The sequence below is a fragment of the Acidimicrobiia bacterium genome, from assembly GCA_041676705.1.
Classification (GTDB): Bacteria; Actinomycetota; Acidimicrobiia; order Acidimicrobiales; family SKKL01; genus Actinomarinicola.
In genome coordinates, this window is record JBAYRL010000002.1 from 404,531 (window position 1) to 429,664 (window position 25,134).

Consider the following 25,134-nt stretch of genomic DNA (forward strand, 5'->3'; position numbering starts at 1 on the left):
CTCAGAGTGGTAAAAGCCATAGCCCGAACCAATATTAGGCCGAATGACTTATACGGCTGAACCACCAACAAGACGGTAAATTCAGCCCTATTTCTTTACAAATGCCCAGGTAGAAGCGGGTTTAAGCTACAACCACCTAGAGTGGCCAGAGGTTTACCCGTTGGCCACTCACAGTGATAATTACTCTTTTAATTCAACCCAGAAGCTCGCTGAAAAGTAGTTCAAGCCCCTGAAATGTGCAGCTCGCCATCGACAACACTCACCTTCACTGTGGCACCATCGGCCACCTGGCCATCGAGAATCATCAGCGCCAAAGCATCGCCCAACTCACGCTGGATAACCCGCTTCAATGGCCGAGCCCCAAAAGCCGGATCATAACCAAGCGCTGCCAAATGTGCTGACGCTTCACTACTAACCACCAGCGTTATACGGCGCTCAGCCAAACGCACCCGCAACCGATCTAGCTGAATATCAATAATCCGGCGCAGATCGTCTTCGTCTAGGGCACGGAAACGCACAATGTCGTCCACCCGGTTGATGAACTCGGGCTTAAAGAAATCACGCGGATCGCCAGGCAGGTTCGAGGTCATGATAAGCACCACGTTGGTGAAATTCACCGTGCGGCCCTGACCATCGGTTAGTCGCCCATCATCCAACAGTTGCAACAACACGTTGAATACATCGGCGTGCGCCTTCTCAATTTCATCCAGCAACACCACCGCATAGGGCCTGCGCCGCACCGCTTCGGTTAGCTGGCCACCTTCGTCGTAACCCACATAACCCGGAGGGGCACCAATTAGGCGACTAACCGAATGCTTCTCCATGTACTCCGACATGTCGATGCGCACCATGGCCCGCTCATCATCAAAGAGGAAATCAGCCAACGAACGGGCCAACTCGGTTTTACCCACTCCAGTGGGGCCCAAGAACAGGAACGAACCAATTGGCCGATCAGGGTCGGAAAGCCCGGCCCGGCTACGACGAATAGCATTCGCCACCACACCAACGGCGGCTTCTTGGCCAATAACCCGTTCTCCTAGTACCTCTTCAAGACGAACCAGTTTGGCCATCTCGCCTTCCATCAAACGAGAAACCGGCACCCCAGTCCACTTCGACACCACCTCGGCAATGTCTTCCTCGTCGACCTCTTCTTTCAGCATCTTCTCATCGGCCTGCAACACCGCCAACGCCTCGGTGGCTTCTTCCACCTCACGCTCAAGCGCCGGCAGCTGCCCATATCGAATTTCAGCGGCACGCTCTAAGTCATCTTCACGTTCAAGCTCAACTCGTTTGGATTCCAGGGTTGACTTCAACTCTTGAATCCGAGAAATGGCGTCTTTTTCGGCCTGCCAATGCGCCACCATGCCCGACTTTTGCTCGCGCAGTTCCGCAAGCTCGGCATCAAGAGCACTTAGACGCTCTGCCGAAGCGGCATCGGTTTCTTTAGCCAGCGCTACCCGCTCAATTTCGAGTTGGCGGATGCGTCGCTCGACCACATCTATCTCGGTGGGCATCGAGTCGATCTCGATCCGCAGCTTAGAAGCCGCCTCATCCACCAAGTCGATAGCTTTATCGGGCAAGAACCGCCCAGTTATATAGCGATCAGACAACACGCCCGCCGCCACGAGCGCCGCGTCTTGAATCCGTACCCCGTGGTGAACCTCGTAACGCTCTTTTAAGCCGCGCAGAATGCCAATGGAATCTTCCACAGTGGGTTCACCCACAAAAACCTGTTGGAAACGACGTTCAAGGGCCGGGTCTTTTTCAATATGTTCACGAAACTCGTCGAGCGTGGTAGCGCCAATCATGCGCAGCTCGCCACGGGCCAGCATGGGTTTAATCATGTTGCCCGCATCCATGGCGCCTTCGGCAGCCCCGGCACCCACAATGGTGTGCAGCTCGTCGATAAAGGTAATCACTTCGCCCTCAGCATCGGTAATTTCCTTCAAGACCGCCTTTAAGCGCTCTTCAAACTCACCCCGATATTTGGCACCGGCCACCATAGAAGAAAGGTCGAGCGAGATAAGTCGCTTGTTCTTTAAGCTCTCGGGCACATCACCCTCGGCAATACGGCCCGCTAGGCCCTCCACAATGGCGGTTTTACCCACACCAGGCTCACCGATAAGAACCGGGTTGTTTTTGGTGCGACGGCTAAGCACCTGAATGGTGCGGCGGATCTCTTCATCACGACCAATAACCGGGTCGAGCTTGCCCGCCCGAGCGGCTTCGGTGAGATCGCGGCCATATTTTTCTAGGGCCTGATACTGGTCTTCTGGGTTCTGGCTGGTGACCCGGTGGCTACCCCGCACCTCACGCAAGGCCACCAACAGGTCTTCACGGTTGATCTGGAGATGGTCGGCTAGCGCTAGCAGTAGGTGTTCGGTAGAGATGTATTCATCACCCAGCTCGGCCCGAGCCTTGTCGGCCTCATCAAGGGTGCGGGTGAAATCTCGTGACGCCCTGGCTTCTGAACCATAGGCCTTTGGCAGTTTGTCGATGGCGTCGTTGGTTTTATTCCGCAAGCTAAGCGGGGTGACCCCCAGCTTTTGCAGAATCGGAAGGACGACGCCTTCTTCTTGACCCAGCAGGGCCGCCACCAAATGGTCGGGGGTAACTTCGGGGTTCGAATTATCTCGGGCGGCACTAATAGCCGCGTTAACTGCCTCTTGGGTTTTTAAGGTCCAATGATTGGGATCAAGAGCCATTGACATCACACTTTCTTCTAAAAATTAACCTAGAAAACAAACTCGAAGAACACGATTCAATTAACAATGCCGCACCCGCCTGGCTCGCAGGTTTCTGCCAAGCGCTTCTAATTCATTCAACAGTTTTTGTTGCAGTTTCATGCCAAGGCGAGCTGGGTCGGTTCATCTTGCGGCAGCCGTAGGCGCCGGGTTGGCAGCAGCGGTGGCTTGTTTCCGTTGCGTTATCGAAAAATGCGGCTGTTCACCTGTCCGGTTGCCACAAGATTCTCGTTGGCATCTGTAACGTGCACTTCAGTGAGCGTCGCCGAACGAGTCCGGTGCACAACCTTGCCTGCCGCCGTGAGGTCGGTTTGTGCTGAGACTAGGTAGTTCACTGCGAGGTTTGCCGTCGCACCTCCGGAGGCTTCATCATCGGGCGAGATGCCAGATGCCGAGGCGGCAGCACCCACAATGTCGATCAAAGTAGCGATGACGCCCCCATGCAGCACGTTGGGAATAGTGGTCAGTTCTTCAGAAAACGGCATCGTCAGCGTAACTTGATCTACTTCTGCCGATCGTACCGAAATGCCCAGGGCCCGCGCTACGGGTGATTGGAGAACGACATTCTCGATCCAGTGCTGTGCAAGCGGGTGCATGTTGGACTCACTCCTCAAAGTTTGAGACGACTGGCTTCTTGGCGATCCAGCGTGGTCTCTTCATCAGCGCCTGTCGATAACCTCCCAGGTCATGCTCTCAAAATTATCAAGGCCCTATCCCTCATGACATCACGATAATAGAGTTTCTCGTGAACTCATCGGCTGGGTAGAACGCCTCGATTCGCAACTCGTCTACGGTGACATCCAGTGCTGATTCAACCATGGCGGAGACACTAAAAAATCGTAGCTCTGCGCCACCGACGGTGATTTCGAGCGGTAGAACGACGTCGGTTAGCACCGGTCGCCCAACGTCTTCACCTGGGTAGGAGGAAACTTCCGCTACAAGATCACGCAGCCGGGGGTCTCCATCACGTTCAGACCTGCTCTGCACCTGGGAAAGTAGATGCGCCCGCCACTGGCCAAGGTTCGCGATACGAGGAGCTAGGCCGTCGGGGTGCAAGGTCAGCCGCAATGCGTTAAGTGGAGACTCAAGGAGATAGGTAGCGCAGCCATCGAGCAGGAAATCAGTCGCGGCGTTGCGATCGACAATATTCCACCACCGGTCGAGGATGAGAGCGGGAAACGGCGTGTGGGCTTCCATCAGCGACTGCAGTGCCTTACTCACCGCCAGCAACTCTGGGGCGTCGAGCCCGCGCTCGGGATAAATCGGTGCAAGACCTGCCGCAAGCATTAACTGGTTACGCTCTCGAAGTGGAATCTCTAAGTGGTCTGCGAGACGCTCAATCATCGTGAGCGTTGGCTTTGACCGCCCCGTCTCCAAGTAGCTCAGATGGCGGGTTGACACGTTGGCACGGACCGCCAACTGGAGCTGACTTAACTGTCGTCTAGTCCTCCAAGCCCGTAGAAGCTCGCCAACCGGTGTAGTGCTGATCTTCATCACCTTCATCGTTCTAAAAGCCCGTTTGGTCCCCAGCGCCCGCTTTGCTTCTGCTTCTTGGGCACATAGACCAATTGAGCACTTCACAAGCTCGGCTTGTTAAAACACCTAACGTATCCGGCGTAACAAAGTGTCACAGCTAGTAGCTATCTTTGATATACACTTAATAGCACTGGCTCTAAGTCGATAGAATGCTTGGCTAACCAGCTATCGAAACTTGTCTTACGGCCTCAATCGTTAGCCCGATAATCTTGGTGCAACCTGCATTGTTAAGGACTGGGGAAATGCAGAATTTAACCATCAGCCAGATTGAAGAAAAAGCACAGGAACTGCTGGCCAAACACTTCGGTCGACAGTTTGAACCACCCATCAAAGTGGAAGACTTGCTGCACCGCCTCAGAGGTTCCATTGAGGTTCGTTACACCGAAGAAGCCGATCCCGAGTCGCTTCGCATAAAGGATGACGGCTCATTTACGGTTTTTCTTCCTATCAACACTTCGTACCGACGTGATCGTTTCACGATTGCCCACGAGCTTGGCCACCTCGTCCTGCACTACCCTCATGCCGAGGAAACAAAGGCCTATCGCCGCTATGGACAATCGCGGCAAGAAACCGAAGCCAACGCTTTCGCAGGTGCGCTCCTAATGCCAGAAAAAGCATTCCGCGATTTTTGGTATGAGCATCGACACCTCACCCATGACGCAAGACTTGATGCTGTCGTACGGCAATTTCAGGTTTCAAAATCCGCCGCAGATGTACGGCGTCAAGTTCTCAACGTTTAAAAATAAAAACCGAAACATGCAAGATCACGATACTGGGACCTCGCGGCTATTCCTTTCGGCCGACCTGGTGGGTTCGACCGCGTTCAAACAACGCGATCCCGAGGGTTGGCTGAACACAACGCTCGGCTTCTACCAACAATTTCCAAGCTTGCTAGCCGAAAAACTCATTGAGACATCGGGTCCAGATCAATCGGCTAGCTCTGTTATTCCTGATCCCATCGAACTGTGGAAGGCCCTAGGCGATGAGCTCGTCTTTTCGTGTTTGATCAAAGAAGAAGCACACGCCGCAGTAGCCATTAAGAGTTTCGTTGCGGCACTTGCACATTGGTCTAACGAGGTTGTAAGTGGCAAAAATCAGTTAGCGTTAAAAGGTGGCGCTTGGGTGGCAACCTTTCCGCTACCCGACCGAGCTATCGCTGTCATGTCGACCCCTTCATCGTTAACTCCAGCGTGGTTCGACCCCGACAAGGCACCTGAAGAGAACAACCGGTCGCTAATCGATGCAATTGGGAAAGGCGACTCATCAAAAGCTCTTTGGCTGGATTTCATTGGTCCAGGAATGGACCTTGGCTTTCGCATTGTTCAATATGCATCGGCCCGCAAATTTGTACTCAGTTTAGAAGCTGCTTGGCTTATTGCCGAGGCCGAAAGTGAGACCCAAATCTATTTTGACGGTGAGGTAGAGCTACGAGGTTTTGACCATGGCGGTGGTTATCCACTTTTTTGGCTCGATGTCGCGCTCCAACGGAGCGGCGACAACATTCTCGACCAAATACAGGGCCTAGCACCTGTGCAACTATCGCAAGTTTGTGAACTAGCCACTGCACTTTGTGCCGATAAGAGATGGCCCACGAAGCTCTACCTACCTGGTTCTAACAAGGCTCACCTCCAGGTTCACCATGATGCGGTTGAGCAAGAGGTTCACCGGTTGAATGAGATTCGAGACACACAGGGTCAGATTCCAGATCTCTAAAGACGTGTCCTACGCCTTGTTGTGGCTGTGTGCCGGGCGCCTTATTCGGGGCCGTTTACGTGCTAGCGGCGGCGACGACGGCGAGGGTCGTACAGCACTACCGCTTGGCTCACCGGCACTAAATCACGCCGATACTGCCGATGCGCAGCTTCCACCGCCTCTTCCGCTTGGCGTTGCAACGCCACCAACTCGGCCCGCAAACGGTCCATTTCGGCTTCCATTTCGAGCACCCGCTTCACCCCTTCTAGGTTTAACCCGTCGTTGGTGAGCGCTTGAATGCGGCGCAACAACCGCACATCAGCATCGCTATAGCGGCGATTACCACCGTCGGTGCGGGCCGGCTCTACCAAACCTTTACGTTCATAAATACGCAAAGTTTGTGGATGAACACCGGCCAGCTCGGCCGCCACAGAAATTACATAGACGGCCCGGTCTGAATATTTAGATTCATGCTGTGCCATCACTTCACACTCCTAAATGAGCACGAGGAGATTCATCGGATTGAACATCGGCCAAAGCCTTAATAGCAGTGCGTTCTTCATCGCTCAGCTTCTTCGGTACCGCCACTTCAACCGTCACCAACAAATCACCCTTGGTGCCCTTAGTTGGCACCACACCCCGGCCTTTCACCCGAAATGTTCGCCCTGAGGGAGTACCAGCAGGCACCTTCAAAGTGACCGGTGAACCGCCCAGGGTCGGCACCTTGATGTTGGCCCCTAAAACAGCTTCGGGGTAGGTAATTGGTGCTACCAAAGTTAGGTTTTTGCCACTACGGCCAAAGATTGCGTGTGGTTCGACCCGAACCGTTACGAACAGATCTCCAGCCGGACCACCGTTGCGACCAGGGCCACCCCGGCCAGCTAAACGAATACGCTGCCCATCATCAACCCCAGCCGGAATACGAACCTTAACGGCACGTGATTTCCGCTCGGTACCGCTGCCATGACAAGTGGGGCAGGCCTCTTCAATTACCGTGCCGCGCCCACCACAAGCTGGGCAAGGTTGGCTGAACGAGAAGAAACCTTGGTTGTCATCCAAGCTGCCTTTACCGCCACAGCGAGAACAGATTTTAGGGCTAGTGCCAGGTTTAGAGCCCGAACCGGAACAGGTTTCACAACGAACGTCAGAAACCAGGTTCACTTCGGTGGTAACCCCACCCACGGCTTCGGTAAAATCGAGATGCAACTCGGCTTCAATGTCGGCACCTTTAACCCCTTGGCGAACACCGCCACCAGCGGTTCCACCAGGCGCTGTGGGCCCACCGCGACCACCACGGCCACGGTTAAACAGCCCACCCAAAAGGTTGCCTAAATCATCGGTGGTGAAGGTGAACCCTGTGGTGCCATCACCAAAATTGGCACCACCTGGCGCAAAGCCGCCAAAGCCACCCGGACCACCCGCAGCGCCCATGGGCCCCAACCGACGAACCTCGTCGTATTCTTTGCGTTTCTCGGCATCGCCCACCACATCATAAGCGGCCGATACCTCTTTGAAACGCTCTTCCGCCGTGGCGTCATCGGGGTTAGCGTCGGGGTGTAGTTGGCGAGCCAGCTTCCGATAGGCCGACGTTATTTCTTTCTGCGTTGCCGTGTCCGACACGCCAAGGACCTGGTAATAGTCCTTTTCAAACCATTCTCGCTGAGCTGCCACTACACCTCCTCCATTTCTTCGTTACTTTGACGTTGCTTCACCAGAGGCCTTCAATACCTCATCTATTAGCGCAGGTAGCCAGGGTAATTAGCCCTCCACCTTCGCTTAGCCCTTCACCTTCACCATGGCTGCACGTAGCACTTGGCCTTTCCACACATAACCAGGGCGCATGACTTCAACCACCAGATGCTCGCCCTCATCACCATCGGCCGCTTCAAACATCACGGCTTCATGCAAGTTCGGATCGAACGGTTCATTCAACGGATCGACACGCTCTAAACCCTGTGCCGCCAGCGCACCCAAGAGAGCGTTCAGCACCGGCACCACCTCGGTAGAGCCATGCGCCACGCCAGCATCACAAGAATCGAGCACTGGCACCAACGCCTCGGCCATGCGACCGGTAGCGTTGTCAACCGCTAGTTGGCTGTCGCGTGCAACACGTTTCTTGTAGTTCTCGAAATCGGCTTGCAGTCGTTGTAGCCGATCGAGATAAGTGTCACGTTCAGCCACCACAGCTTCTAGCTGGTCAAGGGTGTTAGCGGTAAGGGTTTCCAAATCATCGGGAATGCCACCCTCATCACCAGAATCGGCATCACCGCCCGCTGCGCCCGCTTGGCCACCTGGAGGAGCGATTCCACCTGAACCGCCGCTGCCCGCAGCACGAGAGCCAGCACCACTACCACCACCAGGGCCCGGGCTAGGGCCGGAAGCACCGGGGCCACCGGAGGCAGGGTTAGCCGCCCCCGAGTTTGGCTCTTGCGCTTCGCTTTGGTCGCCTACCGGGCGGTCATTCGGGTCGGCGTTACTCACGCCTCCTCCTCATCAACCACCTCGGCGTCGATGATCTCAGCATCAACCACATCGTCATCCGATGGAGCATCGCCAGCACCAGTACCACCGCCTGCTTCGCCAGCTGACTGGTCGGCAGCCGCTTGTTCATACAAACGCTGGGTAAAGCTTTGGCTGGCAGTCATCAGAGCTTCGGTGCCGGTACGAATGGCATCAAGATCGGAGCCCGCCAGAGCTTCTTTCAGCTCAGCCAAACTGGCTTCAACCTTGGCTTTTTCGTCACCTTCAACCTTGTCGCCCTGTTCACGCAACACCTTTTCGGTTTGGTAAACCAAGGTGTCGGCGTTGTTACGCACCTCAACCTCATCACGGCGCTTGCGGTCTTCCTCGGCGTGTGCCTCGGCATCTTTCACCATTTGGTTAATGGCGTCTTTGTCAAGCGACGACTGACCGGTGATGGTCATCGACTGTTCCTTATTAGTGGCACGGTCTTTAGCCGACACATGCACAATACCGTTGGCGTCAATGTCGAACGTGACCTCAATTTGAGGCACACCACGGGGAGCTGGAGGCAGATCAACCAGTTGGAACTTGCCCAAAGTTTTGTTGAACTGCGCCATCTCGCGCTCGCCTTGGAGCACATGGATTTCCACCGAAGGCTGCATATCTTCAGCCGTGGTGAACACCTCGGTGCGGCGAGTGGGAATAGTGGTGTTGCGCTCGATCAGTTTGGTCATCACGCCACCCTTGGTTTCAATACCAAGCGACAACGGGGTCACATCAAGGAGCAGAACGTCTTTAACGTCACCCTTCAACACACCAGCTTGAACAGCAGCACCAACCGCGACCACTTCGTCGGGGTTAACCGACTTGTTGGCTTCTTTCCCGGTCATATCGGTGACCAAATCGGAAACGGCGGGCATACGGGTAGAACCACCCACCAAAATCACGTGGTCAATCTGACCCTTTTCCAAACCAGCATCTTTAATGGCTTGTTCGAAAGGTACCCGGCAACGATCAAGTAGATCGGCGGTTAGTTCTTGGAACTTGGCCCGGCTCAACTGGTAGTCGAGGTGAAGTGGACCAGCGTCGGTAGCGGTAATGAAAGGCAGGTTGATTTGGGTTTGTTGAACCTGCGAAAGTTCGATCTTGGCTTTCTCAGCTGCTTCTTTCAAGCGCTGCACGGCCATAGCATCATTGGAAAGATCGACCCCATGATCACCCTTAAACGAAGTGGTTAGCCAGTCGATAATGCGTTGATCCCAATCGTCGCCGCCCAGGCTGGTATCGCCATGGGTGGACTTAACTTCGAACACGCCGTCGCCAATTTCCAGCACGGAAACGTCGAAAGTACCGCCGCCCAAGTCGAAAACTAGGATGGTTTGGTCGGTGCCTTCTTTATCGAGGCCATAAGCCAACGCGGCTGCGGTGGGCTCGTTAATAATACGAAGCACTTCGAGACCTGCGATTTGGCCCGCTTCTTTGGTAGCGGTGCGCTGGGCATCATCGAAATAGGCTGGCACGGTGATAACGGCCTGGGTGACGGTGTCGCCCAGGTAGGCCTCGGCGTCGCGCTTTAGCTTCTGCAAAGTACGAGCTGAGATTTCTTGTGGGGTATAGGCCTTACCGTCGATGTCGATGGTCCAGTTAGTACCCATGTGGCGCTTCACCGAACGAATGGTGCGCTCGGGGTTGGTAATGGCTTGGCGCTTGGCTACTTCGCCGACCAGCACTTCGCCGTTTTTGGAGAATGCAACAACCGAAGGGCTAGTACGACTGCCTTCGGAGTTAGGGATGACCACTGGCTCGCCAGCTTCTAAGACACTGACGACCGAGTTAGTGGTGCCGAGGTCGATACCGACGGCCTTTGACATGTGTGTTACCTCTACGTGTTAGACAACTTGAACTGTTACCATCATAAAAGTTGAGTGCGGTATTGACAACCTTTCATTTTAGATTTTATTGATGAGGTTTTAGCGGGTTGCAGGCGCGCCAAAACGCACCCCTCCCACTACCTCAATTCTAAGTGTTTACCCCACCAGCCGCCCCACAAAACATGGCTTAGCCGCGACGCTGCCATGTACAAGCGCTCGTACTTTTAACGGCGCTGCGGAACGGATTGGCGGCAGGCACCAACCGAACCTTGACGAGCGGATCACTATCCATGAGGCGGGCCCTCACTTGAGCGAAGTAACTCTCGCCGAGGAGTGCACCACCGACTGACCAAACAATCGCAATGCCTCGCGACGGCGGGTGTTGTGTGATAACTCTCGATGGCGGTTGTCATGGCCATAGCGGCTATTTACTACTGTGTTGGCATGTCGCACACACTGATTCTCTTGCGTCACGGCCAAAGTGAGTGGAACGCCTCAAACCTTTTCACCGGATGGCACGACGTCGACCTAACTGCTCTAGGTGAAACGGAAGCTCGTGCCGCTGGACCGACCTTGGCCGAAGCGGGCCTTTACCCTGATGTTGTCCACACTTCCTTGCAAACTCGAGCCATCCGCACCGCCAACTTGGCACTAGCGGCGATGGACCGAGCTTGGATTCCAGTGCGACGCTCATGGCGGCTAAACGAACGCCACTACGGTGCCTTGACCGGTCTCGATAAGAAAGAAACCGTTGAGAAATACGGCGCGGAACAGGTGCACATCTGGCGACGCAGCTTCGACACTCCACCACCGCCAGTCGATCTCGATAGTCCTTATTACCCCAAAGCCGATGCCCGCTACGCCTACCTACCGGCTGACATATTGCCGCGAGCCGAATGCTTGGCCGATGTCATTGTGCGCATGTTGCCCTGGTGGTACGACGGCATTGTGCCCGACCTGCAATCCGGCAAGACCGTACTAGTTGCGGCACACGGCAACAGCTTGCGAGCGCTGGTGAAACATCTCGATGGAATTTCGGATGAAGAAATCACCGAGTTGAACATCCCTACCGGCATACCCGTGCTCTACAAACTGAACGACGCCATGGAAGCCAACCCGGTTTCCAACTTCGCCGAACGCTACGTAGGCGACACCGAAGCCGCGTTGGCCGCCGCTAAAGCCGTCGCCGCCCAAACCGGAGCCTAAATAGCCTGCCTTGGCTGAAAATTAGGCAACCCGAACCTCAATCGGCGGGCTAGCTCAACCGAACCCGCAATCGGCGGGTTAGCTCACCCGCACCTCGTCGGCAGTAATAGGTGCTTGGAGGCCGATAACCCATTCCGCCGCTTCGTCAACCCCACCGTTGATCACACTGGCGGTGCCCCCTTTGGTGGAGATGATGGGCCAAAACCCATGTTTAGGCGAACGCAGGTCGCTGCGTGCGATAGTGACCATTTCGGCCCCTGATTCCAACAGCGACGCTAAATCGGTGTTGGTAAGCCCAGCACCAAACAGCCGCACTTCTTGGCCTCCAGCACCGCCATGGGCTTCGTCACGTTCTTCTGACGATAACGGCAGGCTATACACGTTCGACCGTCCAATCAGCGCCATGAACCGTTCAGCACCAAACTGGTTCAGTTCCTCACGACCAGAAACCGCAAGCGCCAAACCAACCCCCAACGCCTCGGTGGTTTCCACCAAATCACGATGCGCCAACCTACCGTTATAAACCAACAAATCGGCCCGGCGGGCAGCCTCAATTTCTTCCTCGTCGGTAGAAACCACCAGCACTGCCACATCAACGTTCGATAAACAAACACCTAATGACACCGCCCATGCGGGCGCACCAATGAGGGCCACCCCGGTGGGGTCGGGCACCGCCACATGCAACCAACGCGACACAGGGCGAGCTAAAAGCCCATATATCACCACCGAGCCAGCCACCACCACAAAGGTAAAGGCCGCCAAATCGGCACCACCTTCCACTCCGTTTGCTTCGAGGCGCAGTGCAAACAACGCCGAAACTGAGGCCGCCACAATTCCCCTTGGTGCCAACGCTCCTAAATACATGCGCTCGTTCCGGCTGAGATTGGACCGCCAAGTGGACACCGCCACCGCTAATGGGCGAGCAACCAACACCAACACCGCCAACACACCGAGGGCCGGTAACAGATTGTCACGCAAGCTGTCGGCTTCCACCCGAGCCCCAAGCAACACAAAAATACTGCCGATTAACATCACGCTCAGGTTTTCTTGGAACTCAACCACGTGACGTACCGGAGCACGCCGCTGATTAGCCATGGTGATGCCCATAACAGTGGTGGCAAACAAGCCCGCTTCGCTACGCAGTTCGTTCGAAACCGCGAACGCCACGAAAACCGCGGCCAGGATCAAACCATTTTGAATGTGATCGGGCACCCAATGATGGGCCAACGCTCTAGTAACCACCACTGCCATAATAAAACCTATGGCTGTGCCTATCACCGCCGTGGAAGCCACTTCGGCCGCTATTTGAAACGGACCTTCGCCCTCCACCGCCACCACTTCCAACACCACCACACCCAAGGTGGCGCCTACGGCGTCAATAGTGATGCCTTCCCAACGAAGCACCCGTGCCAATCGCGGCCGCAGCCTTGCCTGGCGCAAGAGAGGGATAATTACGGTAGGGCCGGTGACTGTCATGAGAGCACCGAACACCGCCGCCACCCGCGCTGGCAGACCGCCCACATAATAAGCAGCCGCCGCCCCTACCAACCCGGTTATAAGCACACCAACGCTTAACAGGCGCACCAGCACTTTGCGCCAGCGACCAAACTCGCTCTTGTGTAAACCCAGGCCGCCCTCGAAAAGCAGCAGACCGACACCCATAGAAACAACGGGAAAGAGAAGGTCGCCTAACAAATCATCGGGGTCAATAAGGCCGAAACCAGGGCCAGCCGCCAGCCCAACCGCCAACAAAAGCAAGATCGAAGGCACCTTGAGCTGGGTTGCTACCCATTGGGCCACAATGCCCAACGCCAAGACCATTGCTATTAACACGGTGGGGTTGTCCACACCTATCCCCGTTTCAAAGCGGATATCGAACCAACGAGGCTAGGCCCAATTGCCACCGAGTTGGTGAGTTGATGACATATAAACCACCAGGGAATCTGTCATACTTTGGAAATTATTCGAAAAGTTGGGTGAAAAGCGACTACCGTCGCGCCGCGATGAGCACTTCACCCCAAACCACTGATTCGGCGGAAAAGAAACGTCTTCGGCCACACCAAATTGTGGTCATTCTTGGCGTAGCAATTGCCATCTTCACCGCACTGTCGGGTATCGCCGCGACCGTGTTGCAATGGCACGACGACTCCGAGATCCAGCGCGAGGTCTTCGGCAACGTCCCAAGTGGATTGCGCCTTATCTTCTATACCGTCATTCCAGTACTGCTGGTTTATGGGGCGGTGCTGTTCTCGCAACGCACCCGTAACTGGGAACGTGGCGCTCCTGATGAACGCCGCACCACGCCGAAGAACATCAAGCGCCGCCTGGCTGATTTCCGTGCCGGTGTGTTCATGCAGACCCTGCTGCGTGACCCCGCCGAAGGCATAATGCACTCGCTCATCTATTTCAACTTCTTGATTCTCATGGCCGTGACCACGGTGCTTGAGATCAACCACCAGATGCCCGAATCGGCCAAATTCCTGCATGGACAGGTGTACATGGCCTACTCATTTGTGGGCGATGTGGCTGGCGTGGGGCTCTTCGTGGGCACCATGTGGGCCATCATCCGCCGCTTTGTGCAACGGCCCTACCGCATCCGCATTAAGACTAAGCCCGAACACGTGCTCATTTTGGGAACCTTCTGGATGCTGGCGGTAACTGGTTTCACCACCGAAATGTTCCGTATTGCACTGGTGGGTCGACCTGATTTCGAGAAGTGGTCAGTCGTTGGCTATCCGCTCTCGGGCCTGGTTGAGAACATGAACAACCTCTCGGGCTGGCACCAATCACAGTGGATTATTCACGTGGTTGCCTTCGCGGTATTCCTCGCCATCTTGCCCGTCACCATGTTGCGTCACGTGTTTACCTCACCGATGAACATGTACCTGCGTGACCGTGAGCGCCCCAAGGGTGCCATGCGGGCCATGCCAAACCTCATGGAAACCGAGCTTGAAAGCTTCGGCGCTTCGACGGTGGAAGACTTCACCTGGAAACAACTCCTCGACACCGATGCTTGCACCATGTGCGGGCGGTGCACGGCTGTTTGCCCAGCTCACGCTACTGGTAAACCACTCGACCCTCGTGAAATTGTGCTGAAGACGGGTGAAGTGATGGCCGCCACCGGCGACCCGGTTGTTTCGCCTCCCATTGGCACCGTGAAAGACATCACCATTGGGGCCAACTCGCTCTTCGAACGAATTACCCCCGAAGAAGTTTGGGCCTGTACCTCGTGCAAGGCTTGTGATGAGGCATGCCCGGTCAACATCGAGATCCTCGACAAGATTCTCGACATGCGTCGCTATCTCACTCTCATGGAATCCGACTTCCCGACCGAGTTGGGAATTGCCTATCGCGGTATGGAGAACTCGGGTAACCCATGGGGCCTCAGTCAGTCAGAACGAGGTGACTGGGCTAAAGACCTCGACGTACCCATTCTCGATCCGAACGACCCCTTCAAGCACGAATACCTGTATTGGGTTGGTTGTGCTGGTTCCTTCGACGATAAGAACCGCAAAGTCAGCCAGGCCTTGGCCAAGTTGTTGAAGCGTGCCGGGGTTGACTTCGCCATCTTGGGCCCATCGGAAATGTGCACCGGCGACCCGGCTCGCCGTTCCGGGAACGAATACATCTTCCAGATGCTGGCCACCCAAAACGTGGAAATGCTAAACGGCATGGGCGTGAAGAAGATCATCACCCAGTGCCCGCACTGCTTTAACACTATGGGGAACGAATACCCACAACTGGGTGGACATTTCGAAGTGGTGCACCATAGCCAGTTCCTCGAATGGCTAATTGACACCGGCAAGCTCGACATGAGCGAGGCCCAACTCGATGAGCGCATTGTGTATCACGACTCGTGCTACCTCGGTCGCCACAACGACGTTTACATGTCGCCAAGAAACGTGATCGGCTCGCTGGCTGGCGTGCAGATTATCGAAGCTTCCGCCAACGGCGTGGAAGGCACCTGCTGTGGTGCTGGTGGTGCTCGGATGTGGATGGAAGAAACCATCGGCACCAAGGTCAACGACAAACGCTCACAAGAGCTGTTGGCCACTGGCGCTGATCGTATCGCTACAGCCTGCCCGTACTGCTTCATCATGATTGATGACGGCGTGAAGGGTGCTGGTGCTGAAGAAGTAGGTGTTGCCGACATTGCGCAGCACTTGTTGGAAGCACTTGAAAAGGGTGAAGCCGCCGCCGCTGCCAGCACGGTGAGCGGTAGCACTGGTTTAGATAGCGACGGCGCTGCCGGCAGTGGCGGCGGCTCAGCCGAGGCCTAAGGCGCTTAGGAACCTGTTCCTTCCATCGCTTCTCATAGGTGCACAAGCGGTACTGGTAGCTAAGGTGATGGCCACAAACGGCACTGGTCGTAGACGGTCATCGCCAAAGTGCTGGTAGCTATAAATCGGACGGATCGTAATTCGAGTGACACAAGACGCTTTAGACGAAACCGCTGAACTCAACGAGTGGGGTGATCCCCAGCCAACGAAGCGCCGTTTGCTGATCTCGGCACCCGACCCTGATGTGCTCGACACCTACGCCAGTTTGCTCTCTACACACGGGTTCGAAACCTTCCGTGGGCCGCTCGAATTTACGGCGCTCAATACGACCAAGGTCGAAGTGGCGGCTGTGGTTTTAGTCGGCATGGGAAGCACCGATGGCACTGCAATTTCACAGGTAGAGGCGATGCGAGGGAGCCAAAGCGCCCAGGCCCGAAACACTCCAGCACTTTTATTAGGGTCGAGCGAACAAAAGCTGCTGTTGGCCTGGGAAAGCGGCATTGATGCTTTCTTGCCCTTGCCGGTCGACCTAACCGACGTGATCGCTGCCATCAATGAAATTGTGGCTCGGCCCGTTGATGAACGAGCCGCGTACCGCCGATCGGCACTGGCGCAGCTGAACCTGTAACACGACCTCGGGCGTTACGGGTTCTTTAGCTTTTCCTCGGGCGCCGCGCCTCGGCGTACGACGCTACGCCTCGCTGTTCGGCGTGGTGCACCTCGGTGTTAGTTGTCGAAATTTTCCCAGTAGCGACTGGGACGAGGACCAACTTGGCCGTGGTATTTCGAACCTAGCGCAGCGCTACCGTAGGGTATGTCGGCCTCAGAGGTCATTTGGATAAACGAGATCTGGCCGATCTTCATATTGGGGTAGAGCGTGATTGGCAGGTTCGCCACGTTTGAAAGCTCAAGGGTGAGTTGGCCATTCCATCCGGCGTCGACAAAACCAGCTGTGGAGTGAATAAGAAGGCCGAGCCGACCAAGGCTCGACTTTCCTTCCAAGCGTGCCACCAAGTCATTTGCTAAGGCGACCCGTTCGGTGGTGGAGCCAAGCACGAATTCGCCGGGGTGCAGCATGAAGGGAATATCGTCTTCAACCTGCACGAGTTCAGTCAGCTCTTCCAGGTTTTCTTTCACGTCGATATGGCCCACAGTGTGGTTGCGAAAGACTCGGAAGTAACGGTCTAAGTGCAGGTCAACCGATGAGGGCTGAATACAGGCCGGGTCAAACGGGTCGATCTCAATGCGGCCGGACTCAAGCGCTTCTTTAATCGTACGGTCGGAGAGAATCATGCTCGTTGAGGTTAGTGCGCATTGTTGTTGGTTGCCTAAGTGGTTTCAAGGCCAACTATCTCGAGGTCGGTCGGACCCACTCGATGCACCGCCGATCTTGTAGTGAGTTTTCTGCGCATACCGGAGAAAACTCACTACAAGATCAACCAAATCAGCTGTGCCGGGTGGCCGCACTTGGGAACCCACGGCGCGAACCGCTAACGTACCTCTGTGGCCAGCGTGATTTTGCTGGCACATTGCCTTTAGTCGCATCCGCGGCAGGGCCGGTTCATCGATCGGGCACTGCTTTGTGGCTGCGCTCGAGGCAACCGACAGAATCATGCGGATGTAGTTCAATGGTAGAACATCAGCTTCCCAAGCTGAGAATGCGGGTTCGATTCCCGTCATCCGCTCTAACACCCAAAAACCGTTCTGACCTGGCAAAACAGTTTTTGGGGTTTGCCACTAAATACCGCGAAATGCCCCTCTTTTCATTAGGGGTGAGGTCAGATTGAGGAATGAAACTCTTAGTGGACTTTGTCATCGAGCACCACCCCTTCAGCGACCAGGGTGGCAATTTTCTTGGCATCAAATCCTATGTCACCCAAAACCTGGTAGGTGTGTTCCCCCAACGAAGGCCACGAGACACCTACCTCAAAGCTGCTGTCGGAAAATTTCACCGGCGCGGTTGGCATTAAATACGGGCCTGCCACGGGATGTTCGCCTCGGTAAACGTAACCCGCATCTTCACTAACTGGATCTAAAACCATGTCTTCTAAGAAGCGCACCCGACCACATGGGATACCGGCCTCTTGGAAACGTTGCACAAGCTCGGTGGTAGCCCAACCTTTCATTGCAATTTCGGTTTGTTCGTGAATATCCGCGGCTTCGGTGTCAACCAAACCCAAAATTTCTGCGTACTTTGGCGCCATAGCGCCGACGGCACCCACCGAAATTGCACCATCAGCGGTCTCATAAACGTCATAGTTGTAGGGGCGCTGCGGACGGTGAGAAACCCGCTCGGCCATTCGCCGCTCAATCGTGCTACCTGGAGCTTCGGCCTTCGCAACAAACTCGGGCTTCCAAGGGTCGTAATCATAAAACACGTTGGCACTGGCATGTTGAAGCGCTAAAGACGCCTGCATAAGTGTGGTGGAAACATGCTGGCCTCGCCCAGTCTCATTTCGAACGTGTAGAGCTCCAGCCAAAGCAAACGCCAACAACGTTCCCGACATGTAATCGGTTAGGAACGCCTCCCCCATAATCGGCTTGGAACCATTCGCCCCACCCACCGAGAGCATCATTCCGCTTTCGGCTTGGGCAATTGAGTCCACACAAGCCAGGTCTGCGTTGGGGCTATCAGGGCCATAGCCGCTGATCTCACCATATATAAGGCCGGGTTTTTCGCTTGACAATTGGTCGTACGCGAGCCCCAAACCACGCATTAGGCCGGGCCGCATGTTGGTGATAACAATGTCGGCGCTGAGGACAAGTTCTCGAGCTAGATCTCGTCCAGCATCGGTGCCCAGCGCTATCGGGATGCCCTGTTTACCTCGTGACTGGGTTACATACAAACGGCCGTGTTTGGGACCGAGGTTGTTGCTGTTGCGTGTGACGTCACCGGTTATGGGCTCAATTTTGATGACGGTGGCACCGCCATTAGCGAAGAGCTCTCCGGCATAAGGCACCGAGATGTACTGGCCGAACTCGACCACTCGAAGCCCTTCGTATACCCCCCTCGACATTTACTTAACTCCTTTTGGTTCCGTTGGATGGTCCTCGGCCGCATTTCCCCCATACGGCCGAGCTACCTAGGGCCTTGGGTCGCGTGGCAACTCCAAATATTTCTCTGCCAGCGTGTTGCGTTGAATTTCGTCGGTACCCCCGCCCAACGACATTCCACGGCAGTTAAGGAAATGAAACGCCCAGTAATCCGGGTCAACGTCGTCGGGCATCCACGCAGGTGAGGCAGGAAAGGCCAACTTGGCCGCCAATTCCGCCGCCGCTCGCCCTTGGCGAGTTCGCCACAACTTTCCAATCGAAGGATGAACCTGCCGACGTCCCAGCCAGCCCATCACTTTTTCACCGGTGTAAAGTGCCGCTAAATCCTGTCGAACGAGCTCATCATCAGCCATGCCACGTTCCTTTGCTAGTTCGACTAGCTGACGAAACGGTAACGGCACCCGACCGGATTTAGACCGCTCAGACTCGTTCACCCCCACCGACGCGGTGCCAGTTTGCACACGCTCATGAGCCAAAAGCGCCACGGCGTGACGCCAACCGTCATTCACCTCACCCACCACCCAATCCGCCGGGATTCGAGCATCGGTGATAAAGACTTCGTTGAATTCGGCAATTCCTGTCATTTGTCGGAGCGGCCGCACCTCAACGCCTTCTTGCTCGATAGGCAGAATAAACATAGTTATACCCCGATGTTTTGGAGCATCAGGATCGGTGCGGGCCAACAAAACAGCTAGCTGGGCGTTATCGGCACCAGAGGTCCAAACTTTTTGTCCGTTCACCACCCAGGTATCACCATCACGCACGGTGCGGGTCGAAAGTGCCGCTAAGTCGCTACCAGCACCCGGTTCGGAATATAGCTGGCACCAAATTTCATCGCCCCGTAAGCCCGGAGGAACGAAACGCTTGGCCAGTTCAGGGGAATTATCACGAAGGGTTGGTAGCACCATGCCGATACCGATGCCAAAGACAGCATCTTCTCGGGGCACGATTCCTTTAGATTCTTCGCGCCAAATAGCCATTTCATCGGCACCGCCACCACCCCCGCCGAGCTCGGAAGGGTAGTCAAGACCAGCCAAGCCTGCCTGGAAGAGGGCCGCTCGATAACTGCGAGCCTGGGCGATTCGATCGGCAGCAGGGTTTTCAGACTCCAACTCTTGCATTGCCTTTGGCAGATCTTCCTCGAAGAAAGCACGGATCCGCCGACGGAGCTCACCATGATCGCCAACATCAAAGCTTGTTACAGCTAGGTCAGAATCTTTGTCCATGTGAGATCTCCTTGGAGCTACTGATAAATGTCGGCGAACCCTTAATGGTGAAGCTTCGTGTTAATTAGATTTCGCCAGACGATTGTCATTTACTCATTCATCCTCTTCGGCCGAGCATCTGGCGCCTGCATGGCCTGCGCCGTGGCTAAGGCCCCACCAAAATCCATGCTCGAGAGAGCGTTAATAACTTCTTTAGAACGCGTAACGGCTTCGCGAGGGAAACCCGCCATCCGCTCGGCATACGCCAAAGCGCGTTCCAAAACGATCTCATCGGCCACCAACTCGGTGGTTAGGCCGCGTCGAAACATGCCAGCACCGTCAATTCGTTCCGCCATCAGTGCTAATTCGGTGGCCACCGCTCGACCATGGCGCACCATTAACCACACCAGATTGATTGGCGCGACCATGCCAATCGCCACCTCAAGAACATGGGTAAAGGCTGATTCCCCCGAGATCACCATGTCGCCCGCCCACACCAAGGCCGAACCACCACCAACAGCACCGCCAGTGTGAGCTACCACTAAAGGACGCTGGTCATCCCAAATTTCTTGGTGCAGGCTAAGCCAGTTTTCGCTGAAATGGGGCCGCCATTCGGGCGCTGGGTCGGCGTTAAAAGCGTCGAGGTCTAAGCCAGCGCAGAGATGCTCACCTTCTCCAGAAAGTACGACCGCGCCGGTTTGCGCACGAGTGTCGGCTAAGGCTTGGCGGAGGTTGGAAACCAGCGGCCCAACTAACGCATTGCGTCGATCAGGACGGTTTAACCGCAGGTGAGCCACACCGTTTGCGACCGTCGTTGTCACCAATGATGTTTCGGCACTCGCTTCCATTTCAACCCCCTTGACCTCATCGAAACGCCGCTTCCGATGGTCGCTAACCGACTCTCGGAAGCTCTGCTTGACTGGTCTGTATTAGGGCCAGCCTACTCTGGGTGAAGGGGGCCTTGAAGGAAACTCGTACTTATTGGAACAGCCGTTGTTGACCGAGCCTAAAAGCCGGGCTTGAAAACCATAAGGTAAAGGATGACAACCAAAATGAGGTGGCTCACGCCGGTGGCCATGCCCAAAGTGCCCTGAGCGTTCATGTCACCTTCGGCTAATTTCTTGGCAGCTGGACGGGCTACTGCCGCATAAACAGCCACCAAAACAATCCAAAGAAGGGCCGCCACCATCAGCCATGTTTGCGACATTTTGAACACTTTGTCGCTCATGCCAGCGATACCAAAACCCAATAGGCCCGAAAGCACTAGCCCTGGTAGCGAAAAACGAACAATGGTGGCTTCTAAGCTTCGGCCTGCCTCAAGATCGCCACTGACGTTCAGCCGAACCAAGATCGGCCATAGCCATGCTGGTGAGAATCCAACGATTGCCGCCAAAATGTGCAGCAACAACATGAAGTTATAGCTGGTGTCGCCAACCGCTGCGAAGAGCATGTTCCACTCCTAGGAAATGTGATGATCGTCGAGGTAAACCCTCGACGATGCTACTGGAACCCAACCTACACCACTTGGAAGGTGCCGGTTGTCACCACAAAAGGTACTCGCCGAAAAGCCGCAGACACCACTAACAACCCTTGAAGCGAACTGACCCAGCGCCCCAGCTTGGCCTATACGTGTGAAAGCTCGTAGGAAACAGGCACCGGGTTGGCGAACACATCACCCACCGGGCAGTGTTGGTTCACGGTGTCGGCCAGCTCTTGGTAACGCTCGGTAGTTTCAGGGCCCGAAATCTTGACCGAAGCCTGCACATCACCAAAACCGGCACGCACCGACGAATCAAGGCCCAAGAACCCTCGTAGATCGAGGTCGCCTTCGATATCGACTTTAAGGGAATCGAAACGAATACCTAGCTGCTCGGACCAGAACCGATAACTAATTGCTTGGCAAGATCCGAGTGCCGCTAGGGCATATTCAACTGGGTTTGGCCCCAGGCCGCCTCCACCAAGTGCGGCTGGCTCATCGACAGTGAAAGTGTGAGCACCGGCACGCACCGCTACTTCGGTCACACCCACCAGCTCATGGTTCGCCCGAGCCACAATGTTGGCCGCCGCAGCGTCGCTCTTCACGGCCTCTTTCAGACCTCCAATTACCTCAGCTAGTGCCATTTCAATTCCCTTCCACAATTAAATGAAGGCTTAATTCTGATAAATCTGATCAACTTAGTCAAGTATTAAAGAAAATCACCCCGCCGAAGCCAATGATTTCAGCAACGCTCACCAAGAAGACCCACATTCGCCCGTCTCCAAATGCACTGATGTGGCGGGAGTCATAATATGTAGCCTCATGCGCTTCGATCTTCCCCAATCTCAACTGCCCACCGCCTGGTTCAACGCTCTTCCTCGAATGAGCGAGCCCATGCAACCACCACTTCACCCCGCCACTCGCGAACCAGTCAGCCCCGACGACTTGGCACCGCTCTTTCCCATGGCCCTCATCCAGCAGGAAATGTCGGCCGAGCCGTGGATCGACATTCCCGGTGAAGTGCTCGAGATTCTGAAGCTGTGGAGGCCAACGCCCCTGGTGAGAGCAGTCCGGCTGGAACAAGAACTGGGCACACCGGCGCGCATTTATTACAAAGACGAATCGGTCAGCCCGGCTGGATCGCATAAGCCCAACACCGCAGTGCCGCAAGCGTATTTCAACAAGGTTGAAGGCATTACCCGACTCACCACTGAAACTGGCGCTGGCCAGTGGGGCACCTCACTCGCCTTCGCTGCCGCCCAATACGACCTCGAGTGCAAGGTGTACATGGTGCGCACCTCGTACAACTCGAAGCCCTATCGCCGCATGCTGATGGAAACCTGGGGTGCCAGCTGCGTGCCCTCGCCCATCGACGACCCCGACAGCCCCGGTTCATTGGGCATGGCTATTAGTGACGCCGTGGCCGACGCCGTTGGTCGCGATGATTCTCATTACGCTTTGGGCTCGGTGCTAAACCATGTGATTCTGCACCAAACCATTATCGGTTTGGAAGCCAAAGAACAACTGGCCATTGCAGGTGAAGACCGCCCGAACGTGGTTATTGGCTCATGCGGGGGTGGCTCAAACTTCGGTGGCATTGCGTTGCCATTCTTCGAAGACCAGGCTGTGCGTCTTTTAGCGGTCGAACCTTCGTCGTGCCCCACACTCACCCAAGGCACCTTCGAATACGACTTTGGCGACACCGCCGGGCTAACCCCGCTAATGCCCATGTACACCTTGGGTGCCGACTTCATGCCGCCTGAAATTCACGCTGGCGGGCTGCGCTACCACGGCGATAGTCCGATTGTTTCTGCGCTGGTAAAAGAAGGTCGAATGGAAGCCGTAGCGGTTCCACAAACCAAAGTCTTCGATGCCGCCACCATTTTTGCTCGCACTGAAGGCAAACTGCCCGCACCCGAATCGGCGCACGCCATTCGCGCCGCCATCGACGAAGCCCTAGATGCCAAAGCCAAAGGTGAAGAACGAGTAATCTTGTTCAACCTTTCGGGCCACGGATTCCTCGACTTGTCGGCCTACGACGCCTACAACAACGGCGAGCTATCCGACGATCTGTAAGTCAATGCAGCCCTGGCGCTAAACCATTCAAGCCTAAGCACTAGCAAGGCTCCAGGCAGGCCAAACTCAAGCCTTGGCACAATGCGGCACACAAGTGCAGTGGTTGAAACTTTGGATGCACACACCAAATTCGAGTTTCAACCACTGTCTAGGGGCACAGCTTCGACCTTCGACCCACAGTGGCTTGGCCAGCCTTCGATCCACCTAGGTCTCAACTATTGATCACTTGGAATACACGGCGATTCCAAAACAACCGGTCGTAACGATCGTCGCCGTAAGGTTCTAGCACGTTCAATTTCACTAGCTGAGCAATGGCGTTCCGGCTCGCTTGATCAGAACGACGGTATCTGGTGACCACATCAGCAACGTTCAGCACTGGGTTAGCAATGAGATCGTCAGCGATGTCAATCGCAAGGCGACCGCGTGGAAGGTTGGCACGAACAGACTGTGCGAGTTCCTCTTTCAGCACGAGTAAGCGCTTAATTCTCTGGTAGCCAGCATGTGCTTCGTCTCTGACTGCGGTCGCTAGGAACTCAATCCACGGCGCCCACTCACCACTTTGGCTAACCCGCAGCAGGTGATCACGATATTCGCTAGCTCTTTCGGTGAGCCACACCGACACTGATAGAACCGGCTGGTTGAGCTCTTTTTCTGCCATGAGTTGTAACACCATCACGAGACGGCCAACGCGACCGTTCCCATCGGTAAAGGGATGGAGAGTTTCAAACTGATAGTGAGCCATGGCTACACGTGCCAAGAGCGGGATCGTCTGTCGCGGCTCATCGGCCAAGAGCCAGCTAAGCCATCGATCACACATAGCGCGCAGAGCATCTCCCGGAGGAGGTGGCACAAAGCGTGCCTCATGAATCGGGCGATTCTTGGTGCCAATAAACACCTGGCTGTCACGGATCTCTCCCGCCTTGGGGCCATCGCTCGACGTACCTTCAACCATTAGGGCCTGCAGAGATGAAATAAGCCCCCAAGTAATCGGTCTCTCATCAATCCAGTCGAACGCATACGCTGCTGCCCGTGTGTAATTCAGCACTTCTGCGACATCTGGTGCGATATTTTCTCGCTGATTAGAAGCTTCAAGAACTTCAGCGGCCATGACCTCGGGCAGAGCGGCAAAGGTTCCTTCCAATGCCGACGTTCCAATTGCCTCACGCCGGGTCACAACACGAGTTATCAACCGAGGGTTCGGGATCAAGTCGGCCATAGCGTCAAGCCTGGCTAACGCTGCTCTGGCCTCTGTGATCACCAACCAAGTGGAATCAGGCAGCTTTAACTCATTGGGTAGATCGTGAGGAATGTAGGCATCAATTGCGTAATCCGCGCCAATACGAGCGTCAAAGCCAGAAATAGGCACCGTAGTCCCAACCGGTGAATTAGCTAGACTGGCCATAACTGGGATTCTAGACAACCAAATCCCAGTTTCAGCCTCGAAACTTGGAATTACATTGATGAAATTCGAGTTTCGCTAAACCTCAAATCGTGCAAAATCATGAATGATTCGGTTTCATGTCGCCGACC

At 55.3% G+C, this 25,134-nt stretch carries 21 protein-coding genes and 1 tRNA gene; 7 read left to right on the forward strand and 15 right to left on the reverse strand.

Annotated elements, in window-relative coordinates; genetic code table 11:
* Nucleotides 1-221 precede the first annotated feature (221 nt).
* From WC184_05395 to WC184_05405, 3 genes are all read right to left on the reverse strand, one after another.
* On the reverse strand, nt 222-2,705 hold the full coding sequence (locus WC184_05395) for an AAA family ATPase (protein MFA7477311.1): 2,484 nt from the start codon (nt 2,703-2,705) through the stop codon (nt 222-224).
* 221 nt (nt 2,706-2,926) lie between these two features.
* Nucleotides 2,927-3,340: a PaaI family thioesterase gene (locus WC184_05400; protein MFA7477312.1), complete on the reverse strand. Its 414-nt coding sequence runs from the start codon at nt 3,338-3,340 to the stop codon at nt 2,927-2,929.
* Between the two features lie 121 nt (nt 3,341-3,461).
* Complete coding sequence (locus WC184_05405; protein MFA7477313.1) at nt 3,462-4,238, reverse strand: helix-turn-helix transcriptional regulator; 777 nt, start codon at nt 4,236-4,238, stop codon at nt 3,462-3,464.
* 284 nt (nt 4,239-4,522) lie between these two features.
* Between WC184_05405 and WC184_05410 the strand changes: the two genes are divergently transcribed.
* Together WC184_05410 and WC184_05415 are read left to right on the forward strand one after the other, a co-directional pair.
* On the forward strand, nt 4,523-5,020 hold the full coding sequence (locus WC184_05410) for an ImmA/IrrE family metallo-endopeptidase (GenBank protein ID MFA7477314.1): 498 nt from the start codon (nt 4,523-4,525) through the stop codon (nt 5,018-5,020).
* Between the two features lie 16 nt (nt 5,021-5,036).
* Nucleotides 5,037-5,993, forward strand: a complete 957-nt coding sequence (locus WC184_05415; protein ID MFA7477315.1) for a hypothetical protein — start codon at nt 5,037-5,039, stop codon at nt 5,991-5,993.
* A gap of 62 nt (nt 5,994-6,055) precedes the next feature.
* On the opposite strand, the gene WC184_05420 is transcribed toward WC184_05415, so the two are convergent.
* The 4 genes from WC184_05420 to dnaK form a co-directional block, all read right to left on the reverse strand.
* Complete coding sequence (locus WC184_05420; GenBank protein ID MFA7477316.1) at nt 6,056-6,454, reverse strand: helix-turn-helix transcriptional regulator; 399 nt, start codon at nt 6,452-6,454, stop codon at nt 6,056-6,058.
* A gap of 4 nt (nt 6,455-6,458) precedes the next feature.
* Complete coding sequence (dnaJ, locus tag WC184_05425; protein MFA7477317.1) at nt 6,459-7,643, reverse strand: molecular chaperone DnaJ; 1,185 nt, start codon at nt 7,641-7,643, stop codon at nt 6,459-6,461.
* 105 nt (nt 7,644-7,748) lie between these two features.
* The gene (locus tag WC184_05430) at nt 7,749-8,453 is read right to left on the reverse strand and encodes a nucleotide exchange factor GrpE (GenBank protein ID MFA7477318.1); all 705 of its coding nucleotides are present in this window, start codon (nt 8,451-8,453) and stop codon (nt 7,749-7,751) included.
* The gene (gene dnaK / locus WC184_05435) at nt 8,450-10,306 is read right to left on the reverse strand and encodes a molecular chaperone DnaK (GenBank protein MFA7477319.1); all 1,857 of its coding nucleotides are present in this window, start codon (nt 10,304-10,306) and stop codon (nt 8,450-8,452) included. The genes WC184_05430 and dnaK overlap by 4 nt, the downstream gene beginning before the upstream one ends.
* A gap of 444 nt (nt 10,307-10,750) precedes the next feature.
* Here dnaK and WC184_05440 point away from each other — a divergent pair, with 444 nt between their 5' ends.
* A complete protein-coding gene (locus WC184_05440) occupies nt 10,751-11,512 on the forward strand; it encodes a phosphoglyceromutase (GenBank protein ID MFA7477320.1) in 762 nt (253 codons plus the stop codon).
* A 78-nt stretch (nt 11,513-11,590) separates the two neighbouring features.
* On the opposite strand, the gene WC184_05445 is transcribed toward WC184_05440, so the two are convergent.
* On the reverse strand, nt 11,591-13,360 hold the full coding sequence (locus WC184_05445; protein ID MFA7477321.1) for a sodium:proton antiporter: 1,770 nt from the start codon (nt 13,358-13,360) through the stop codon (nt 11,591-11,593).
* 155 nt (nt 13,361-13,515) lie between these two features.
* Here WC184_05445 and WC184_05450 point away from each other — a divergent pair, with 155 nt between their 5' ends.
* Nucleotides 13,516-15,792 (forward strand): heterodisulfide reductase-related iron-sulfur binding cluster, encoded by a 2,277-nt coding sequence (locus WC184_05450; GenBank protein ID MFA7477322.1) that lies wholly within the window; start codon nt 13,516-13,518, stop codon nt 15,790-15,792.
* Between the two features lie 145 nt (nt 15,793-15,937).
* Complete coding sequence (locus WC184_05455) at nt 15,938-16,420, forward strand: hypothetical protein (protein MFA7477323.1); 483 nt, start codon at nt 15,938-15,940, stop codon at nt 16,418-16,420.
* 98 nt (nt 16,421-16,518) lie between these two features.
* Here the strand turns inward: WC184_05455 and dcd are convergent, their stop codons facing one another.
* Nucleotides 16,519-17,085, reverse strand: a complete 567-nt coding sequence (dcd, locus tag WC184_05460; GenBank protein ID MFA7477324.1) for a dCTP deaminase — start codon at nt 17,083-17,085, stop codon at nt 16,519-16,521.
* Nucleotides 17,086-17,406: 321 nt separating this feature from the next.
* On the opposite strand from dcd, the gene WC184_05465 reads away from it, so the two are divergent.
* Nucleotides 17,407-17,477: transfer RNA gene (locus tag WC184_05465), tRNA-Gly, on the forward strand.
* Between the two features lie 114 nt (nt 17,478-17,591).
* On the opposite strand, the gene WC184_05470 is transcribed toward WC184_05465, so the two are convergent.
* From WC184_05470 to WC184_05490, 5 genes are all read right to left on the reverse strand, one after another.
* A complete protein-coding gene (locus WC184_05470; protein MFA7477325.1) occupies nt 17,592-18,809 on the reverse strand; it encodes a CoA transferase in 1,218 nt (405 codons plus the stop codon).
* A gap of 66 nt (nt 18,810-18,875) precedes the next feature.
* Nucleotides 18,876-20,072: an acyl-CoA dehydrogenase family protein gene (locus tag WC184_05475; GenBank protein ID MFA7477326.1), complete on the reverse strand. Its 1,197-nt coding sequence runs from the start codon at nt 20,070-20,072 to the stop codon at nt 18,876-18,878.
* An 89-nt stretch (nt 20,073-20,161) separates the two neighbouring features.
* A complete protein-coding gene (locus WC184_05480; GenBank protein ID MFA7477327.1) occupies nt 20,162-20,899 on the reverse strand; it encodes an enoyl-CoA hydratase/isomerase family protein in 738 nt (245 codons plus the stop codon).
* 158 nt (nt 20,900-21,057) lie between these two features.
* On the reverse strand, nt 21,058-21,501 hold the full coding sequence (locus tag WC184_05485) for a hypothetical protein (GenBank protein ID MFA7477328.1): 444 nt from the start codon (nt 21,499-21,501) through the stop codon (nt 21,058-21,060).
* Nucleotides 21,502-21,674: 173 nt separating this feature from the next.
* Complete coding sequence (locus WC184_05490) at nt 21,675-22,172, reverse strand: OsmC family protein (protein ID MFA7477329.1); 498 nt, start codon at nt 22,170-22,172, stop codon at nt 21,675-21,677.
* 178 nt (nt 22,173-22,350) lie between these two features.
* Here WC184_05490 and WC184_05495 point away from each other — a divergent pair, with 178 nt between their 5' ends.
* Complete coding sequence (locus WC184_05495; GenBank protein MFA7477330.1) at nt 22,351-23,604, forward strand: TrpB-like pyridoxal phosphate-dependent enzyme; 1,254 nt, start codon at nt 22,351-22,353, stop codon at nt 23,602-23,604.
* Nucleotides 23,605-23,815: 211 nt separating this feature from the next.
* Here WC184_05495 and WC184_05500 read toward each other — a convergent pair whose 3' ends face one another.
* Nucleotides 23,816-25,006, reverse strand: coding sequence for a Fic/DOC family N-terminal domain-containing protein (locus WC184_05500; GenBank protein MFA7477331.1), 1,191 nt, complete (start codon nt 25,004-25,006; stop codon nt 23,816-23,818).
* Between the last annotated feature and the right edge of the window lie 128 nt (nt 25,007-25,134).

Bases quoted from the DNA above. Each gene is read 5' to 3' on its own strand.
- WC184_05415 (MFA7477315.1), top strand. From the start codon at position 5,037: ATGCAAGATCACGATACTGGGACCTCGCGGCTATTCCTTTCGGCCGAC.
- dnaK (MFA7477319.1), bottom strand. From the start codon at position 10,306: ATGTCAAAGGCCGTCGGTATCGACCTCGGCACCACTAACTCGGTCGTC.
- WC184_05500 (MFA7477331.1), bottom strand. From the start codon at position 25,006: ATGGCCAGTCTAGCTAATTCACCGGTTGGGACTACGGTGCCTATTTCT.
- WC184_05490 (MFA7477329.1), bottom strand. From the start codon at position 22,172: ATGGCACTAGCTGAGGTAATTGGAGGTCTGAAAGAGGCCGTGAAGAGC.
- WC184_05470 (MFA7477325.1), bottom strand. From the start codon at position 18,809: ATGTCGAGGGGGGTATACGAAGGGCTTCGAGTGGTCGAGTTCGGCCAG.
- WC184_05395 (MFA7477311.1), bottom strand. From the start codon at position 2,705: ATGGCTCTTGATCCCAATCATTGGACCTTAAAAACCCAAGAGGCAGTT.
- WC184_05485 (MFA7477328.1), bottom strand. From the start codon at position 21,501: ATGCTCTTCGCAGCGGTTGGCGACACCAGCTATAACTTCATGTTGTTG.
- WC184_05480 (MFA7477327.1), bottom strand. From the start codon at position 20,899: ATGGAAGCGAGTGCCGAAACATCATTGGTGACAACGACGGTCGCAAAC.
- WC184_05440 (MFA7477320.1), top strand. From the start codon at position 10,751: ATGTCGCACACACTGATTCTCTTGCGTCACGGCCAAAGTGAGTGGAAC.
- WC184_05400 (MFA7477312.1), bottom strand. From the start codon at position 3,340: ATGCACCCGCTTGCACAGCACTGGATCGAGAATGTCGTTCTCCAATCA.
- WC184_05495 (MFA7477330.1), top strand. From the start codon at position 22,351: ATGCGCTTCGATCTTCCCCAATCTCAACTGCCCACCGCCTGGTTCAAC.
- WC184_05420 (MFA7477316.1), bottom strand. From the start codon at position 6,454: ATGGCACAGCATGAATCTAAATATTCAGACCGGGCCGTCTATGTAATT.
- dcd (MFA7477324.1), bottom strand. From the start codon at position 17,085: ATGATTCTCTCCGACCGTACGATTAAAGAAGCGCTTGAGTCCGGCCGC.
- WC184_05450 (MFA7477322.1), top strand. From the start codon at position 13,516: ATGAGCACTTCACCCCAAACCACTGATTCGGCGGAAAAGAAACGTCTT.
- WC184_05410 (MFA7477314.1), top strand. From the start codon at position 4,523: ATGCAGAATTTAACCATCAGCCAGATTGAAGAAAAAGCACAGGAACTG.
- WC184_05475 (MFA7477326.1), bottom strand. From the start codon at position 20,072: ATGGACAAAGATTCTGACCTAGCTGTAACAAGCTTTGATGTTGGCGAT.
- WC184_05405 (MFA7477313.1), bottom strand. From the start codon at position 4,238: ATGAAGATCAGCACTACACCGGTTGGCGAGCTTCTACGGGCTTGGAGG.